The organism is Massilia sp. 01N417 (assembly GCF_056399645.1).
This window is the reverse complement of sequence record NZ_JBFTRS010000003.1, coordinates 159,389-174,615: the sequence shown is the minus strand read 5'-3', so window position 1 is coordinate 174,615 and position 15,227 is coordinate 159,389. Positions and strand designations below refer to the sequence as shown.

Here is a 15,227-nt window from a genome sequence, read left to right as displayed (position 1 = left end):
AGCGCTACAGTATCGATGTCAGGAGGACAAACGATGGAATGCGAAATCAAGCTGGCCCTCGATAACGCCAGCGTCAGCCAGATCAGGAAGATCTCGCTGCTGCACCCCCGGGGCGGCAACAAGCCGGAAGAGCGCGAACACGTCGACCGCTACTTCGACACCGCCGACCTCACCCTGTGGCAGCACGGTTTCGCACTGCGGGTGCGCAGCGACGGCGCGCGCCACGTGCAGACCCTGAAGGGCGGCGGCACGGTGGTCGCCGGCCTGCACCGGCGCGTCGAGCTGGAAGCCGAGGTGCCGTCGGCCGAACCGGACCGCGAGCTGTTCGCGCGCCAGCTGCGCGAGGCCGTGCCGGCCCTGGCCAGGCAGCTCGGCCGGCATGAGCCGGCGCTCGAGCCGGTATTCACCAACAAGGTCAAGCGCGCCGCCTGGATGCTGGAGCTGGACGATGGCGCGCAGGTCGAGTGCGCCCTCGATACCGGCGAGCTGCAGCGCGGCGACCGCACGGTGCCGGTGCGCGAACTGGAACTCGAAATGAAGGATGGCGACCCCGCACGCCTGTACGACCTGGCGCGCCAGGTGCACGAGGCGGTGGCGGTGCGGATCGAGAACGTCAGCAAGGCCGAGCGCGGCTATGCGCTGGCCGGCGGCGTCACGCCCCACGCCGTGAAGGCGAGTGCGGTGGCGCTCAAGCGCAAGGCCAGCATGGGCGAGGCCCTGGGCGGCATCCTGCAGAACTGCCTGGCGCAGATGCAGGCCAACGAGCAGGGCGTGCTGGCGGGCGAGGTCGAGAGCCTGCACCAGATGCGCGTCGGCCTGCGCCGCCTGCGCGCGGCGATGGCGATGGTGAAGGACATGGTGCAGCTGCCGGCGCCGCTGGCCGCCGATGTCGAATGGCTGGCGGGCGAGCTGGGCGACGCCCGCAACTGGGACGTCTTCATCGAATCGCTGCTGCCCGGCCTGCCGCTGCCGGAAGAACACAAGCCGGCGCTGGCGCGGGTCGCGGTGGCGGCGCGCGAAGAGGCGGAGCGGCATCGCGCCCGCGTGCGCGCGGCGGTCGGCAGCCCGCGCTATACGGGCCTGATGCTGGGACTGGGCGCATGGATTGCCGGCCGGGGATGGAAGCAAGGCGGGCGCCAGGCGGAGTCGCGTCCCGGGGAGGCGCCGGCCGATGCGCTGGAGCAGAAGGTGGGCAAGGCCGCGCCGCGCCTGGTGCAGCATGCCGCCGCCCGCGTGCGCAAGCGTGCCCGCGTGATCGACCTGAAGCACCCGGAAACCCTGCACAAGGTGCGCATCGCCGCCAAGAAGGAGCGCTATGCGCGCGAGTTCTTCGAAGCCCTCAGCCATAGCAGGAAGGAAGTGCGCCGCCACGATCTGCTGTCCGACATGCAGGATGAGCTGGGGCTGCTGAACGATGGCGTGGTCGCGCGTGCGCTGGTCGCCCAGTTGCGCGAACGGGTGCCGCAGGAGATCGCGCTGCTAGGCTTCATCGAAGGCGTGCTGGCCGAGCGCGCCGCGGAAAACCTGCCGCGCGCCGGCAAGCATGTGCGCCGCAAGCTGCGCGCGCGGGCTGGTTTCTGAGGCAAGTCGCTGAATTGGTGCCGGTATATTTCCCGACCGCCGGCGCCGGTAGGGCGGCTGGGCCGCCATGCTCTTTTCCCAGGGAGCGATGCGTATTCTGGCGCTGGAATGTGACAGGCATTTGACGCAATCGGCCTCCCGGTCTTCCTGTGCGACGAATTGACGCCATGCAAAGCGGGCCTTGCCTTCGACAAGGTTCAATAGTTGGTATTACCGCTGAGATCTTTTCCACCTGGCAAAAAACGCCCATAATCGGTGTTTTCGCGGGCCGACCCGATGCCCGTCCAGGAGATAACAGTGCAAGAAAAGCATCACGACCACGAGCAGCCGGAAGCCGGCCAGCCCGCCAATCCTTCGCGCCGCAAGATCTTCCAGGCCGCCGCCGCGGTCGGCCTGTCGACCACCCTGCCGGCCGCCAGCGAAGCGGCCACGAAGGCGACGAAGGCCCACAAGCCGGTCAAGGGCTCGCTCGACGCCAAGCTGAAGGAACACGTCAAGAACGTGGTCGTGATCTATCTCGAGAACCGCAGCTTCAACAACCTGTTCGCCGATTTCCCCGGCCTGGCCCAGCCCCTCGCCAGCCTGCCCGCGTCCGCCACCGCGCAGAAGGACCGCGACGGCTCGGTGCTGCCGGAACTGCCGAAGATCTGGGGTGGCATGGTGCCGGCGCGCCAGAACCTGGGCGGCAAGGACTACATCATCAAGGAAGACGATATCCAGCACCTGCCGAACGCGCCGTTCGCCTTGAGCGACGGGCAGGGCAAGCCGCTGCCTGAAGGGCTGGTTACGCGCGACCTGACCCACCAGTTCTATCACAACCAGATGCAGATCAACGGCGGCAAGAACGACGGCTTCGTCGCCTGGGGCGACAGTGGCGCGATGGTGATGGGCCATTACGGCGAAACCTCGAAGAACCTGGGCCTGTACCAGATCGCGCGCGAGTTCACCTTGTGCGACAACTTCTTCATGGCGGCTTTCGGCGGTTCCTACCTGAACCACCAGTTCCTGATCAGCGGCCGCACGCCGGAATTCTTCAACGCCGCCGACACCCCGGCGAAGAAGAAGATCGCGGTGCTCGAAGACGGCCCGCAGGGCATGCGCCTGGCGCTGGCGCCGGATTCGCCGAAGTCGGCGCTGGACGGCAAACCGAAGTTCGTCAACCATGGCGCCATCACGCCGGACGGCTACGCGGTCAACACCATGGCGCCGCCTTACCAGCCGAGCTGGGTGCGTCCGGCGCCGGGCGGCGATGCGAACGCGGCCGACCCGATGGATCCCTCGGTGCTGCCGCCGCAAAGCTACGACACGATCGGCGACCTGCTGTCCCGGCGCTCCATCAGCTGGGCCTGGTATGGCGGTGCCTGGCAGGCGGCGCTGGACGGCCGCGGCGAAGGTTCGCGCCCGAACTTCCAGCACCATCACCAGCCCTTCAATTACTTCAAGCAGTTTGCGCCGGGTACGGCCGCGCGCGAACAACACCTGCGTGACGGCGGCCTGGGCGACAGCCCGATCTCGAACAAGTTCATCGCCGACGCGGTGGCCGGCCGCCTGCCCGCCGTGGCCTTCTACAAGCCGCAGGGCAACCTGAACCTGCATGCCGGCTACTCGGACATCGAATCCGGCGACGCCCACGTCGCCAACGTGATCGAGCACCTGAAGAAATCGCCGCAGTGGAACAATATGGTGGTGGTCATCACTTTCGACGAGAACGGCGGATGGTGGGACCACGTGGCGCCGCCGACCGGCGACCGCTGGGGCCCCGGTTCGCGCATTCCGGCCATCGTCGTCTCGCCGTTCGCGAAGAAGGGCGCGGTCGACCACAACTTCTACGACACGACCTCGGTCCTGCGCTTCATCTCCCGCCTGCACGGCCTGCCGCTGCTGGAAGGCCTGGCCGCGCGCAATGCCGCCTTCGAGTCGCGCGGCGCGCGTCCGCCGGGCGACCTGACGGCGGCGCTGAGCTTCCGCTGAGCGCAAATTTCCTGTGGGCTAACGCGCGCTGTGCGGTGAAGCGCGGCGATACACTTGGTGACACCGTTGTCATTTGAACACGGGTCTAACTTCACCATAAGCGATCAGGAGAACGACATGCAGAAGAATAAAACCTTGAAGGGACTGCTGGCCGTGTCGGCAGTGGCAGCCATGTTCGGCGCAGTCGGCGTCCATGCCCAGACCTCGGTCGGCTCCAGCCCGTCCCAGACCGGCACCAGCTCCACCAACCCCAACCAGGCCGGCAAGACGACCAAGGAAGGGACGATGGACAACAGTAACAGCACCGGCATGGAAAACCGCGCCAAGCAGTCGACCAAGAGCATGGGCAGCTCGAGCAGCGCGACCTCGAAGTCGTCCGGCATGCATTCCTCGGGTTCCAGCAGCACCGGCATGAGCGCGTCGGGTGCCAGCGGCGCCGCCGGCGCGACGGCCTCGGGCGCCAAGTTGAGCAAAGGCGACGAGAAGATCCTCAAGGACATCGCGATGGCCGACATGGCCGAGGTCGCGGGCGGCAAGCTGGCCCAGAGCAAGGGCCAGAGCAGCGAAGTGAAAGCCTTCGGCCAGCAGATGATCGACGATCACACCGCCAACCTGAACGAAGTGAAAACCCTTGCCGACGCCCGCGGCGTGACCCTGCCGACCGAACCGGACGCCAAGCACAAGGCCATGGCCGCCAAGCTGGAAAAGATGAGCGGCGCCGACTTCGACAAGGCCTACATGAAGCAGGCCGGCGTGCAGGACCACAAGACCGTCCACGCCAAGCTGATGGCCGACGCCAAGAAGGCCAAGGATGCGGACGTGAAAGCCCTGGTCGAGAAGACCGAGCCGGTGGTGGCGCAGCATTTGAAGTCGGCTGAGCAGATGAATACGGCCAAGACGGGTACGACTGCTGGGAAGTAATCTTCACAAACGTCGTCCCATAGCTTGTGAACGTCGTTCCATAGCTTGTGAATGTTGCCCCATAGCTTGTGAACGTCGTCCCCGCGCAGGCGGGGATCCAAGTACTGCTTGCGTTACCGAAACGCGTACAAACTTGGATCCCCGCCTTCGCGGGGACGACGTTTTTACGGCGCGGGAATGACGTTTTTACGGCGCCGGGATGACGTTTACAGGCTGCGGGATGATCGCATCCACGCCGTCAGCGCAGGGCCTGCGCAAGGAAGGCGTCGATCGCGCGCGAACTCTCGGTGGGCGCGCTCATGTGCGGGCAATGGCCGACGTTATGGATCACGCGCAGGGTGCTGGCCGGCAGGTGGCGATGCAGCCAGTCGCCGACCACGCGCGGCGCGATCAGGTCGTCGCTGCATTGCAGGATCAGGGCCGGCACCGTCGAGCGCGGGACGTCGGCGCGATGGTCCGCGAGGAAGGTGACGCGGCCGAAGTGGCGGGCGATGTCGGGATCGTTGTGGCAGAAGCGCTCGGTGAGTTCGTCGCGCAGCAGCGGCTGGTTGGGTGCGCCCATGATCATCGGCGCCACGCTGCGCGACCAGCCGAGGTAGTTGGCGTCCATGGCATCGAGCAGCTCGTCGATGTCGGAGCGGCTGAAGCCGCCCACGTAGTCGCCGTCGTCGATGAAACAGGGCGAGGGCCCGATCATGACCTGGGTGGCAAAACGCTGCGGTGCGGCGATCGTGGCCAGCATGCCGATGGTGGCGCCGACCGAATGCCCGACGATCACCACCGGACCATTCGTGACGCTGTCGACGATCTCCAGCAGGTCCGCGGCGTGGCCGTGCAGGCTGCCGTACTTGCTGCGGTCGTAGGCCGAAAGCTCGGACTGGCCGCAGCCGGTCAGATCGTAGGTGACCACGCGGAAGCGGTCCTGGTAGCTTGGGGCCAGCAGGCGCCACATGGTCTGGTCGCAGCCGAAACCGTGGATGAAGACCATGGTGGCGGCGCCTTTGCCGGAGACATGGACATGATTGCGGCTTTGTATGGACATGAACCCTTCCCTCCCAGGTGCATCCCCATTGTGCGCAGCAATCCGCCGCAATGTCCAGCGAAGATTGGGATCTCAGGGCGCCATGCCGGTCGCAAGGGCGATGCGCATGCGCTCCTCTTCGCCGCGGTTCTGGCTCGCCTTCCACTTGCCCTGCAGGCGGTCGATGACGATCTCGATGCCGACCGTCGCCCGCACCAGCTTGTCGATATAGTCGCGCGGCGCATCGTCGACCGCCCAGCCGCGGCCTTGCCGGTGCTCCTGGCGCAGGGTCATGCGGCGCATGTGGGCCAGCAGCCATTCGGTGTCGTCGATGGTGCGCAGCCGGCCGTGCGCATGCACGACCGCGTAGTTCCAGGTCGGGACCACGCGTCCGTCGATGGCCTTTGCATCGTAGAGTTCGGGCGAGACGTAGCCGGACGGTCCCTGGAAGATTGCCAGCACCGGCGCGCCGTCCCGGCGCCACAGCGGGTTGGCGCGCGCCACGTGGGCGCGCAGGATGCCGCAGGGCGCTTCGCCCGATGCCGGCACCAGCTCGAAGGGGAGGTGGTCGGCGGCCAGGCCGTCCTCGCCGAGGTGCACCAGGGCACCCAGCGGATGCGCTTCGACCAGGCCGTGCAGGACCTCGATGCGCTCTTCGCGGAAGTGGGATGGTGCGTACATCAGCCTTCTCCCTCGACCACGACTTCGCCGCGCAGCGAGCTGGCGATGTAGCAGCGGGCGTGCGCGTCGTGGTGCAGGGCGGCCAGCACGGCGGCGTCCGGCGGCCCGCCGGCGAAGGCGATGCGCGGGCGCAGCACGATGCGGGTCATTGCCAGCCGGCCCAGCTCGTCGCTGCCGAGGAAGCCGGTGGCATCGTCGCGGTAGCTGTCGACCACCAGGCCGCGCGCCGCCGCCAGCGACAGGAAGAACAGCATGTGGCAGCTGCTGGCGGCGGCCACCAGCGCCTCTTCCGGATCGACCGCGGCCGCATCGGACATCGGCAGCGGCACCGACAAGGGCGAGGACGAGGCAGGCACCGACAGGCCGCCGTCGAAGGTCCAGGTATGCGCGCGGCTGTAGCGCTGGTCGGTGAAGGCCTGGGCGCCGCGTTCCCAGGACAGGCTGGCGTCGAATGTTTTCATGCCTCCATCTTAGGACGGCAAGTGGCTTGCCGAAATAACCAATAAGGACGAAGATGGGCGTACCAATTCCATGAGACACCCATGCACGTCCACGACATCCTCGCCGCCATTCCGCTCGAGCGCGATGCGGCCACGCCGCTGTTCCGCCAGCTGTACCTGCAGATGAAGGAAGCGATCCTGTCCGGTGCGGTGCAGCCCACGGTGCGGCTGCCCGCCACCCGCGAACTGGGCCGCTTGCTGGGAGTCTCGCGCCAGACCGTGCTGGCCGCCTATGAGCAGCTGATGGCCGAGGGCTACCTGGAAGGGGCGGTGGGGAAGGGCACCTTCGTGAGCGCCTCGTTGCCGGCGGCGGCACGCCGGAGCGCGCCGCGGGACGCCGCGCCGCCGCTGGTGCGGCCGCTGTCCGCGCGCGGCGAAGCGATGGCCTCGGCGATGGCGCGCGTGCGCCACCACGACGGGCCCCTGCGCACCTTCCGCATGAGCATGCCTGGCCTGGACCTGTTCCCCTTCGAGGTCTGGCGCAAGCTCGAGGCGCGCCACTGGCGCCGCCGCGAAGTCCCGCTGGGCTATGGCGGCGCGGCCGGCCATCCGCCGCTGCGCGAACTGCTGTGCGCCTACCTGCAGGCCTCGCGTGGAGTGCGCTGCATGCCGGAGCAGATCGTCATCACCAACGGTTCGCAGCAGGCCTTGTATCTGCTGGCCCAGCTCTTGCTGGCGCCGGGCGAGGGCGTCTGGCTGGAGTCGCCCGGCTACCAGGGCGCGCTGGCGCCGTTCGCGGTGGCCGGCGCCAGGATCTGCCCGGTGCCGGTCGACGCCGAAGGCATGGACGTCGCCTACGCCGCGGCCCGCTACCCGGATGCGCGCATGGCCTTCGCCACGCCCTCGCACCAGCTGCCGCTGGGCGCCACCATGAGCCTGGCGCGGCGCCTGGAGCTGCTGCGCTGGGCCGAGGCGAAGCGCGCCTGGATCGTCGAGGACGACTACGACAGCGAGTACCGCTATACCGGCCCGCCGCTGGCTTCGCTGCAGGGCCTCGACCGCGCGAACTGCGTGATCTACGTCGGCACCCTGTCGAAGGTGCTGTTCCCGGGACTGCGCCTGGGCTATGTGGTGGCGCCGCCGGCGCTGGCGGCGCCGCTGGCGCGCGCCAAGGCCGTGGTCGACCGCCACAGCCCGATCGTGCCGCAGGCGGTGCTGGCCGACTTCATCCAGGAAGGGCACTTCGCGCGCCACATCCGGCGCACCCGCGATGCCTACGGCGAGCGGCGCATCGCCATGCTGGAAGCCCTGGACAGCCGCATGCGGGGGATACTGGCCTGCGGCCCGTCGGATGCCGGCCTGGATCTGTGCGTGGGGATCATGAATGGTCTCGGCGAGCAGGAAGCCGTCGCCCGCGCATCCGCCGCCGGGGTCGACCTGCGCTCCTTGTCCTACTACGTGAACCCGGCCGCCGGCCCGGACTGCGCGGTGCCGCCGGGAATGCTGCTGGGCTTTTCGGCCTTCACGCCGGCCCAGATCCGCGCCGGGGTGAGGCGGCTGGAGCAGGCGCTCGTCACCTGATCACTGGCTCAGCAGCCAGGCGCTGATGTCCAGCGCGTCGCGCTCGCTGACGCCCATGTTCGGCATCGCCGTGCGCGGATCGACGGCCTGCGGGTCGCGGATCCAGCGCACCAGGTTGTCCTGGCTGTTGGGGAGGGCGCCGGCGATCAGGCGGCGCCGGGACAGCCCGTCCAGCGAACGGCCGACGTCGACCTCGGAACCGGTCACGCCCGGGACGCGGTGGCAGGACTGGCAGGCGTATTGCGCCAGGATGCGCTTGCCGCGCGCGGGGTCGCCGGCGCTGGCGGGTAGCGGCTGCACCGTGTCGGCGGCGCCTGGTGCGGCGGCCGTCAGCTCCCGGTAGGCTCGGGCATCGAGCCCCGGCAGACGCACGAGGAAGGCGACGATGGCCCAGGTGTCGGCCTCGTCCAGGCGCGCTTCCCAGGCCGGCATGCCGCTCATCTTGATGCCGTGGCGCGTGATCCAGTACAGCTCATGCGGTTTCCAGCGCCCGCTGGCATCGACCAGCGGCCCCGGCACCGGCTGCATGCTCATGCCGTGCGGCGCAGGCGCCGTGCCGGGACCGCCATGGCACTGGACGCAGTGGTCGCGGTACAGGCCCGCGCCGCGCAGCACCTGGGCCGGCGCGCCCAGGCTGGGCGTGAGGACCGTCTTCGCATGGTGGCGCACCGAATGGTGCATGCCCTGTTCCAGCAGGCTGTAGACGGGCTGCAGGTGCTGGGTGCTGGCGCCGATGTCGTACCAGCCGGCGCGGAACACGACGAAGCCGGCGCCCGCACCCAGCACCGCCGCGAGGAGCAGCGTGAAGAGGGCGGTCTTGGCCACCAGGCGGGTGCGATCGGAAGGCAAGGATTTGGCGAATCGTATCGTGTTAAAAAAATTACATCACTTCCGGTATTATAAAAGTCATCCGCCCTGGCGGCCCGATGAGTGAATCCAAGCGTGCGAGCGCCTGCCCAACGATGCCGATGCCTTTCCGACCCTGCCGCTTTCCTGCCTGCGCCGCCCTGTGCCTTGCGCTGCTGGCCGCATGCGGAGGGAAGGCGGCCACGCGGCAGGTAGCGGGCGGCGACGCCAAGACCGGCAAGGCACTGGTGACCCAGTACCAGTGCGGCGCCTGCCATGCGATTCCCGAGGTGCGCGGCGCCGGCGGCGATGCCGGGCCGCCGCTGCAGGGCTTCGGAAAGCTGAGCTATATCGCCGGCGGCATCCCGAACCAGCCGGACCGGCTGGCCGCCTGGCTGATCGACCCGCCGGCAATGAAGCCCGGCACGGCGATGCCGGCCATGGGCCTGACGGAACAGGAGGCGCGCCACATGGCCGCCTTCCTGTACACGCTGAGGTAGTTTCTTGAACAGCGAACCCCTGCAATCGGTACTGCACCCGGCCGGCGCCGACGCCGAAGTCGTCAAGCAGTTCGCCTGGGTGCTGTTCGGCGCCGGCGCCCTGATCTTCATCGCCGTGCTGGTCCTGCTGGCGCTCAGCCTGCGCCGCCATGACCGGCCGCTGCGCCCCGTGCTGTGGATCGCCGGCGGCGGCGTCGCCCTGCCGGTGCTGCTGCTGACGGCGCTGCTGGGCTGGAGCACCTGGCGCAGCGCCCAGCTGGTGCCCCAGGGTTCCGGCAAGGCGATGACGATCTCCGTGACCGGCAAGATGTGGTGGTGGGAAGTCCATTACCGCGACCCGGCCAGCGGGCGCGAGATCGCCACCGCCAACGAGATCCGCATCCCGGTCGGGCGCACCGTCTACCTGGGCCTGAACGCGGCCGACGTGATCCACAGCCTGTGGGTCCCGGCGCTGGCGGGCAAGCGCGACATGATCCCGGGCCGGGTGACGGGCCTGGCCCTGCGCGCCGACAAACCCGGCATCTACCGCGGCCAGTGCGCCGAGTACTGCGGCACCCAGCACGCCAACATGGCGCTGCACGTGGTGGCGCTGGCGCCGGCCGAATTCGACGCCTGGCTGGCGCACCAGGCCAGGCCGGCGTCCGTGCCCGCCGCCGAACTGCCGGCGCGCGGACGCGCCGTCTTCCTGGAGCAGCGCTGCCAGGCCTGCCATACGATCCGCGGCGTGGCCGAGAGTTCGCGCCTGGGCCCGGACCTGACCCACGTCGGCAGCCGCCTGCAGATCGGCGCCGGCCTGCTGCGCAACCACCGCGGCGCACTGGCCGGCTGGATCGCCGATCCGCAAGCCCTGAAACCGGGCGTCTTCATGCCCGCCGCTTCCGGCCTCGACGGCGAATCGCTGCGCGCGCTGGCGGCCTATCTCGAGCATCTTCAATGAGGACGACCCCGAATACCGCGCCGCGCCCCGACGGCGAACTCGAAAAACTGGAGGAAGTCTGGCGCACCCGGCGCGGCTGGCGCTTCTTCTCGTCGGTGAACAACACCAATATCGGCCTGCTCTACATCGGCACGGCCCTGCTGTTCTTCGTGCTGGCCGGGGTGCTGGGCCTGCTGATCCGGGCCCAGCTGGCGGTGCCGCAGAACACCCTGCTCGGTGCGGAAACCTATAACCAGGTCTTCACCATGCACGGCACGGTGATGATGTTCCTGTTCGCGATTCCGGTGGTGGAGGCGATCGCCGTCTACCTGCTGCCCAACATGCTGGGCGCGCGCGACCTGCCGTTCCCGCGCCTCTCCGCCTACGCCTACTGGGCCTATGCCTTCGGCGGCCTGGCCTTCTTCTGCACCCTGTTCGCCGGCCTGGCGCCGGATGGCGGCTGGTTCATGTATCCGCCGCTCACCGGCACCAGATACTCGCCCGGCCTGAACGCCGACTTCTGGCTGCTGGGGATCGGCTTCATCGAGATCTCGGCGATCGCCGGCGCCATCGAACTGATCGTCGGCATCCTGTTTACGCGCGCGCCCGGCATGAGCCTGGGCCGCATGCCGGTGTATGCGTGGGCGATGCTGGTGGTGGCCCTGATGATCGTGTTCGCCTTCCCGGCCGTGATCGCCGGCACCGCGCTGCTGGAACTCGAGCGCGCCTTCGACTGGCCCTTCTTCATCGCCGAGCGCGGCGGCGACCCGCTGCTGTGGCAGCACCTGTTCTGGTTCTTCGGCCATCCCGAGGTCTACATCATCTTCCTGCCCGCCGCCGGCATGGTCTCGACCATGATCCCGACCATCGCCGGCACGCCCCTGGTCGGGCGGCGCGCCATCGTCGCGGCCCTGCTGGGCGTGGGCGTGCTCAGCTTCGGCCTGTGGGCCCACCACATGTTCACCGCCGGCCTGGGCGTGCTGGAGATGAGCTTCGTTTCGGCGGCCAGCATGGCGGTGGCGGTGCCGACCGCGATCCAGGTGTTCGCCTGGATCGCCACCCTGTGGAAGGGGAAGGTACAACGCGGCGCGCCGACCCTGTTCCTGCTCGGCTTCATGTTCATCTTCGTGCTGGGCGGGCTGACCGGGGTGATGGTCGCCGTGATCCCCTTCGACTGGCAGGTGCACGACACTTATTTCATCGTCGCCCACTTCCACTACGTGCTGATCGGCGGGATGGTGTTCCCCGTGTTCGCCGCCCTGTATTACTGGCTGCCGCTGGTGAACGGGAACCGCCTGTCGGAGGCGCTTGCGCGCTGGGTGTTCTGGCTGATGTTCGGCGGCTTCAACCTGGCCTTCTTCCCGATGCACATCAGCGGCCTGCTGGGGATGCCGCGCCGGGTCTATACCTATGGGCCGGAGCTGGGCTGGAACGGCTTGAACATGGCGTCGACCGTCGGCGCCTTCCTGTTCGCGCTAGGGGTTGCGCTGTTCGCCGCCGACGCCTTCCGCACTCTGCGGCGCGAGGCGCGCCCGGTCGGCAATCCCTGGAATGCGCCGACCCTGGAGTGGCTCGGCTCCGAAGACTACGGCAACCGCAGCATCGCGCGGGTGAGTTCCCACGATCCGCTGTGGGACGAGCCGGAACTGGCGCGCGAGGTGGAGGAGGGCCGCCACTACCTGCCGCATAGCGCCACCGGCGCGCGCGAGACCATCGCCACCAGCCCGGTCGCGGCCACGCCGCGCTACCTGCTGGTGCTGCCCGGCGACAGCTGGCTGCCGATGCTGGCCGCCTTCGGTACCGCCGCCTTCTTCCTGCTGCTGACCGTGAAGCTGTATCCGCTGGCCTGGGCCGGCGGCCTGCTGGCCGTCGGCGGCGTGCTCGGATGGATGTGGGGATCGGACCGCGAACCGGCGCACGAGACGGTGCAGGCGGAAGCATCGCAGCCCCTGCCGGTGGGGGCGACCGGCACCGCTTCGCATTCCTGGTGGGCCACCATCATCATGCTGGTGGTCGACGCCAGCATCTTCGCTTCCTTCGCCTTCGCCTACGTCCACGTGTCGATGCGGCTGATGGTCTGCCCGCCGCCGGGCGCGTCGCTGCCGCCCCTGACGCAGGCGCTGGCGTCCTGCGGCCTGCTGCTGTCGGGGTCCGCGCTGGTGTGGCTGGCCCGGCGCAGCCTCGGCCAGCGCCGCCTGCCGTGGCTGGCGCTGGCGGCGCTGGGCTGCGCGCTGGCGTCCTTCGTACTCGACCTGCAGGGCTGGCGCACCGGCCTGGATCCTGCCTCCAGCGCCTGGGCGGCGGCGATCGCGGCACTGGCCGGCTACCAGGGCCTGCACATCGTCCTGCTGCTCGTCCTCGCACCCTACCTGGCGCTGCGCGCCTGGCGCGGCCACCTGGGCCCGCGCAGCCGCGCCACGCTCGACAACATCGCCCTGGTCTGGCATTACACGACCTTGCAAGGCATTGCCGCGGTGGCGGTGGTGCGGCTGATGCCGCTGGTGATGGAGTGAGCATGAAGACGCCCAGCGAACATTTTTTTCGCCGCGCGCTGCAGGTCACGCTGCCGCTGCTGGTCTGGATCGCGCACTTCGCCTTCAGCTACGGGCTGGCGGCGGCGCAATGCACGCCGGCCGGCCTGCGTCCCGGCGGGCCGGACCGCCTGCTGCTGGGTGGGGTGACGGTGGCGGCGCTGGCGCTGTGTGCACTGCTGGCCTGGCGCGGCCGCGGCGCGCTGCGCGACCGCCAGGCCGGACTGGCCGAACGGGCCGGCGCGGTGCTGGCCATACTGGCGCTGGTGGCGATTGCCTGGACGGGCCTGCCCTTGTTACTGGTCGGCGGTTGCGCCTGAACGGCGGCGCAGGCGGCGCTGGACGAGAAGGGCGGCGCCGGCCACGCCGCTCAGCCAGAGGCTGTCCGGCTCGGGCAAGGGATGGTCCTTGGGCGGATTGTCGCGGCCCGGCAGTGGATCGGAACCCGGATCGGGACGCACGGTCGGCTCGGCCGGCTTGCCGCCGCCGGCGTCTCCCGTGCCGCCGCCGTTGCCGGATCCGCCGCTGCCCGCGCTTTCGCCATCGGAACCGGTCGGCGCCGTATCGCCGGTGTTGTGGCTCCCGAGGCCCCCGGTCACGATGCCGCCGCCGCTGGTCGATCCGCCGGATGTATTTCCTGCGCCGCCGTTGCCGCCGTTCGGTGTCCGGCCGCCGAGGCCGGAGGCCGAATTCGCCAGCATGGCGAGCATGGTGTTCCTGCGTTCGGTGTCGGCCAGGGAATCGAGATAGCCCGGGCCACCGTTGGCAAGGCCGGCCCGGCCGGCACTGGCCTGCGCCTGGGCGGCCGTCAGCAGGCCGGCCCCGTTCGCGAAGGATTGCGTCACGAAGGACTGGCCTTCACCGCCGTCCTCGTCCGGATCGAAGGCGACCTCGCGCAGCGCGCCGTCCTCGGCCGCCTGGGTTTGCTCGACCGGGGTGTCGAGTTCCCGCTCGGACGGGCCGCTGGCCTCGACCGGCAGCTGGGGCGTGTCCGAAATGCGGTTGCCGCAGCGCGCGCGGATATCGCTCCGGCCGTCCGACAGCACGGCCTCGCCCTCGGCCAGCATCACCTTCTTCGCGGTCCAGTACACATGGTCGCCCTTGCGGTAGGACACGTACACGGCGCGCGCTTTCGGCACCGTGCGCAGCTCGGCCTTGTCGGTGTCGAAGCCCGCGTAATGCGCGGCCACGGTCTTGTCGGCGAGGACGGCGCGGGCCAGCTCGGTGCGGCTGGTCACGCCGCCGGGAACGATCGAATACGGATACACATGCCGAGCCGGTGCCGGCGGCGGGCTGGCCTGGGCGGCAAGCCGTAACAGCGACGGCGCCTGCACGGCCGGCGTGGGCGCTGCCGGGCGGCGCTGCTCCGGATGCGCTTCGTGCTGCAGCAGGACGAGCGCGCAGCCGGCGGCAGCCAGCGTGGCCGCCACGGCCAGCCGCTTCTGCAGGCGCGCTTGCTGCATCGTTTGCCGCAAATAGGCTCGACGGCTGTGCATGTCCGGAGGTTAAAGTAGGAGAGATCCTACAGGGTAACTGTTTGTTGTTAACAAATCCATATTCTTTTAAGAAATTCCTGTTTCAATGTAAACATTTTGATACAGCCAGGCACCGGCAGCTTCCCGTTCACCGGGCGTCCGCCGGGTTTATACTTCCGATATGAACACCACCCGCTGCACCTGGGCCAATATGGCCAATCCGCGCTACATCGCCTATCACGATCACGAGTGGGGCGTGCCCTGCCATGACGAGACCACGCTGTTCGAGATGCTGAATCTCGAAGGGGCGCAGGCCGGCCTGTCGTGGGAGACGATCCTGAACAAACGCGACAGCTACCGCAGCGCCTTCGACGGCTGGGACGCCGCCAAGATCGCCCGCTACGACGACGCCAAGGTGGCCGAGCTGCTGGCCAATCCCGGCATCGTGCGCAACCGCCTGAAGGTCGCGGCCGCCATCAACAATGCGAAGGCCTACCTCGCCATGCGCGAGCAAGGGCTGACCCTCGACCGCTACCTGTGGTCCTTCGTCGACCACCAAGCGATCGTCAACGACTGGCCGGATGGTGCGCGTCCCGCGCGCACCGAGCTGTCCGACCGCATTTCGAAGGACCTCGGCAAGCGCGGCTTCAAGTTCGTCGGCTCGACCATCGTCTACGCCTACATGCAGGGAATCGGCATGGTGGACGACCACGACCGCGGCTGCATCTGCCGCCAACGCAGCGGGGCCCGCGGCAGGAGCTGA

At 68.9% G+C, this 15,227-nt stretch carries 14 protein-coding genes; 9 read left to right on the top strand and 5 right to left on the bottom strand.

The genetic code is table 11. The features are described from left to right. The first annotated feature begins 33 nt into the window (after positions 1-33). From AC1DOQ_RS04565 to AC1DOQ_RS04555, 3 genes are all read left to right on the top strand, one after another. A complete protein-coding gene (locus tag AC1DOQ_RS04565; protein ID WP_477360715.1) occupies positions 34-1,581 on the top strand; it encodes a CYTH and CHAD domain-containing protein in 1,548 nt (515 codons plus the stop codon). Between the two features lie 297 nt (positions 1,582-1,878). Continuing rightward, positions 1,879-3,552, top strand: a complete 1,674-nt coding sequence (locus AC1DOQ_RS04560; protein ID WP_477360713.1) for an acid phosphatase — start codon at positions 1,879-1,881, stop codon at positions 3,550-3,552. Positions 3,553-3,669: 117 nt separating this feature from the next. Continuing rightward, on the top strand, positions 3,670-4,473 hold the full coding sequence (locus AC1DOQ_RS04555; RefSeq protein WP_477360711.1) for a DUF4142 domain-containing protein: 804 nt from the start codon (positions 3,670-3,672) through the stop codon (positions 4,471-4,473). A 238-nt stretch (positions 4,474-4,711) separates the two neighbouring features. Here the strand turns inward: AC1DOQ_RS04555 and AC1DOQ_RS04550 are convergent, their stop codons facing one another. The 3 genes from AC1DOQ_RS04550 to AC1DOQ_RS04540 all read right to left on the bottom strand — a co-directional run bounded on the left by AC1DOQ_RS04550 (position 4,712) and on the right by AC1DOQ_RS04540 (position 6,636). After that, complete coding sequence (locus tag AC1DOQ_RS04550) at positions 4,712-5,515, bottom strand: alpha/beta fold hydrolase (RefSeq protein ID WP_477360709.1); 804 nt, start codon at positions 5,513-5,515, stop codon at positions 4,712-4,714. Between the two features lie 72 nt (positions 5,516-5,587). Further along, a complete protein-coding gene (locus AC1DOQ_RS04545; protein WP_477360707.1) occupies positions 5,588-6,175 on the bottom strand; it encodes an FMN-binding negative transcriptional regulator in 588 nt (195 codons plus the stop codon). Further along, positions 6,175-6,636, bottom strand: a complete 462-nt coding sequence (locus AC1DOQ_RS04540; RefSeq protein ID WP_477360705.1) for an OsmC family protein — start codon at positions 6,634-6,636, stop codon at positions 6,175-6,177. The genes AC1DOQ_RS04545 and AC1DOQ_RS04540 overlap by 1 nt, the downstream gene beginning before the upstream one ends. A gap of 81 nt (positions 6,637-6,717) precedes the next feature. On the opposite strand from AC1DOQ_RS04540, the gene pdxR reads away from it, so the two are divergent. Next, positions 6,718-8,196: a MocR-like pyridoxine biosynthesis transcription factor PdxR gene (gene pdxR, locus AC1DOQ_RS04535; RefSeq protein WP_477360703.1), complete on the top strand. Its 1,479-nt coding sequence runs from the start codon at positions 6,718-6,720 to the stop codon at positions 8,194-8,196. On the opposite strand, the gene AC1DOQ_RS04530 is transcribed toward pdxR, so the two are convergent. Further along, the gene (locus AC1DOQ_RS04530) at positions 8,197-9,045 is read right to left on the bottom strand and encodes a c-type cytochrome (RefSeq protein ID WP_477360701.1); all 849 of its coding nucleotides are present in this window, start codon (positions 9,043-9,045) and stop codon (positions 8,197-8,199) included. 119 nt (positions 9,046-9,164) lie between these two features. Between AC1DOQ_RS04530 and AC1DOQ_RS04525 the strand changes: the two genes are divergently transcribed. Genes AC1DOQ_RS04525 through AC1DOQ_RS04510 form a run of 4 tightly spaced genes read left to right on the top strand, consistent with a single transcriptional unit; the run spans position 9,165 to position 13,309 of the window. Next, positions 9,165-9,542 (top strand): c-type cytochrome, encoded by a 378-nt coding sequence (locus AC1DOQ_RS04525; protein ID WP_477360699.1) that lies wholly within the window; start codon positions 9,165-9,167, stop codon positions 9,540-9,542. Positions 9,543-9,546: 4 nt separating this feature from the next. Further along, on the top strand, positions 9,547-10,479 hold the full coding sequence (locus tag AC1DOQ_RS04520; RefSeq protein WP_477360697.1) for a cytochrome c oxidase subunit II: 933 nt from the start codon (positions 9,547-9,549) through the stop codon (positions 10,477-10,479). Further along, entirely contained in the window at positions 10,476-12,971 is a 2,496-nt protein-coding gene (gene ctaD / locus AC1DOQ_RS04515) for a cytochrome c oxidase subunit I (RefSeq protein ID WP_477360695.1), read from the top strand. Before AC1DOQ_RS04520 ends, ctaD begins: the two co-directional genes overlap by 4 nt. A gap of 2 nt (positions 12,972-12,973) precedes the next feature. Then, positions 12,974-13,309: a hypothetical protein gene (locus AC1DOQ_RS04510; protein WP_477360693.1), complete on the top strand. Its 336-nt coding sequence runs from the start codon at positions 12,974-12,976 to the stop codon at positions 13,307-13,309. On the opposite strand, the gene AC1DOQ_RS04505 is transcribed toward AC1DOQ_RS04510, so the two are convergent. Further along, positions 13,286-14,452: a hypothetical protein gene (locus tag AC1DOQ_RS04505; RefSeq protein ID WP_477360691.1), complete on the bottom strand. Its 1,167-nt coding sequence runs from the start codon at positions 14,450-14,452 to the stop codon at positions 13,286-13,288. The genes AC1DOQ_RS04510 and AC1DOQ_RS04505 overlap by 24 nt on opposite strands. A 193-nt stretch (positions 14,453-14,645) precedes the next feature. Here AC1DOQ_RS04505 and AC1DOQ_RS04500 point away from each other — a divergent pair, with 193 nt between their 5' ends. Further along, on the top strand, positions 14,646-15,227 hold the full coding sequence (locus AC1DOQ_RS04500) for a DNA-3-methyladenine glycosylase I (protein WP_477360689.1): 582 nt from the start codon (positions 14,646-14,648) through the stop codon (positions 15,225-15,227).

Coding starts and splice junctions, on each gene's coding strand:
- AC1DOQ_RS04565 (WP_477360715.1), top strand. CDS start 34: ATGGAATGCGAAATCAAGCTGGCCCTCGATAACGCCAGCGTCAGCCAG.
- AC1DOQ_RS04555 (WP_477360711.1), top strand. CDS start 3,670: ATGCAGAAGAATAAAACCTTGAAGGGACTGCTGGCCGTGTCGGCAGTG.
- AC1DOQ_RS04550 (WP_477360709.1), bottom strand. CDS start 5,515: ATGTCCATACAAAGCCGCAATCATGTCCATGTCTCCGGCAAAGGCGCC.
- AC1DOQ_RS04545 (WP_477360707.1), bottom strand. CDS start 6,175: ATGTACGCACCATCCCACTTCCGCGAAGAGCGCATCGAGGTCCTGCAC.
- AC1DOQ_RS04540 (WP_477360705.1), bottom strand. CDS start 6,636: ATGAAAACATTCGACGCCAGCCTGTCCTGGGAACGCGGCGCCCAGGCC.
- pdxR (WP_477360703.1), top strand. CDS start 6,718: ATGCACGTCCACGACATCCTCGCCGCCATTCCGCTCGAGCGCGATGCG.
- AC1DOQ_RS04525 (WP_477360699.1), top strand. CDS start 9,165: ATGCCTTTCCGACCCTGCCGCTTTCCTGCCTGCGCCGCCCTGTGCCTT.
- ctaD (WP_477360695.1), top strand. CDS start 10,476: ATGAGGACGACCCCGAATACCGCGCCGCGCCCCGACGGCGAACTCGAA.
- AC1DOQ_RS04510 (WP_477360693.1), top strand. CDS start 12,974: ATGAAGACGCCCAGCGAACATTTTTTTCGCCGCGCGCTGCAGGTCACG.
- AC1DOQ_RS04505 (WP_477360691.1), bottom strand. CDS start 14,452: ATGCAGCAAGCGCGCCTGCAGAAGCGGCTGGCCGTGGCGGCCACGCTG.
- AC1DOQ_RS04500 (WP_477360689.1), top strand. CDS start 14,646: ATGAACACCACCCGCTGCACCTGGGCCAATATGGCCAATCCGCGCTAC.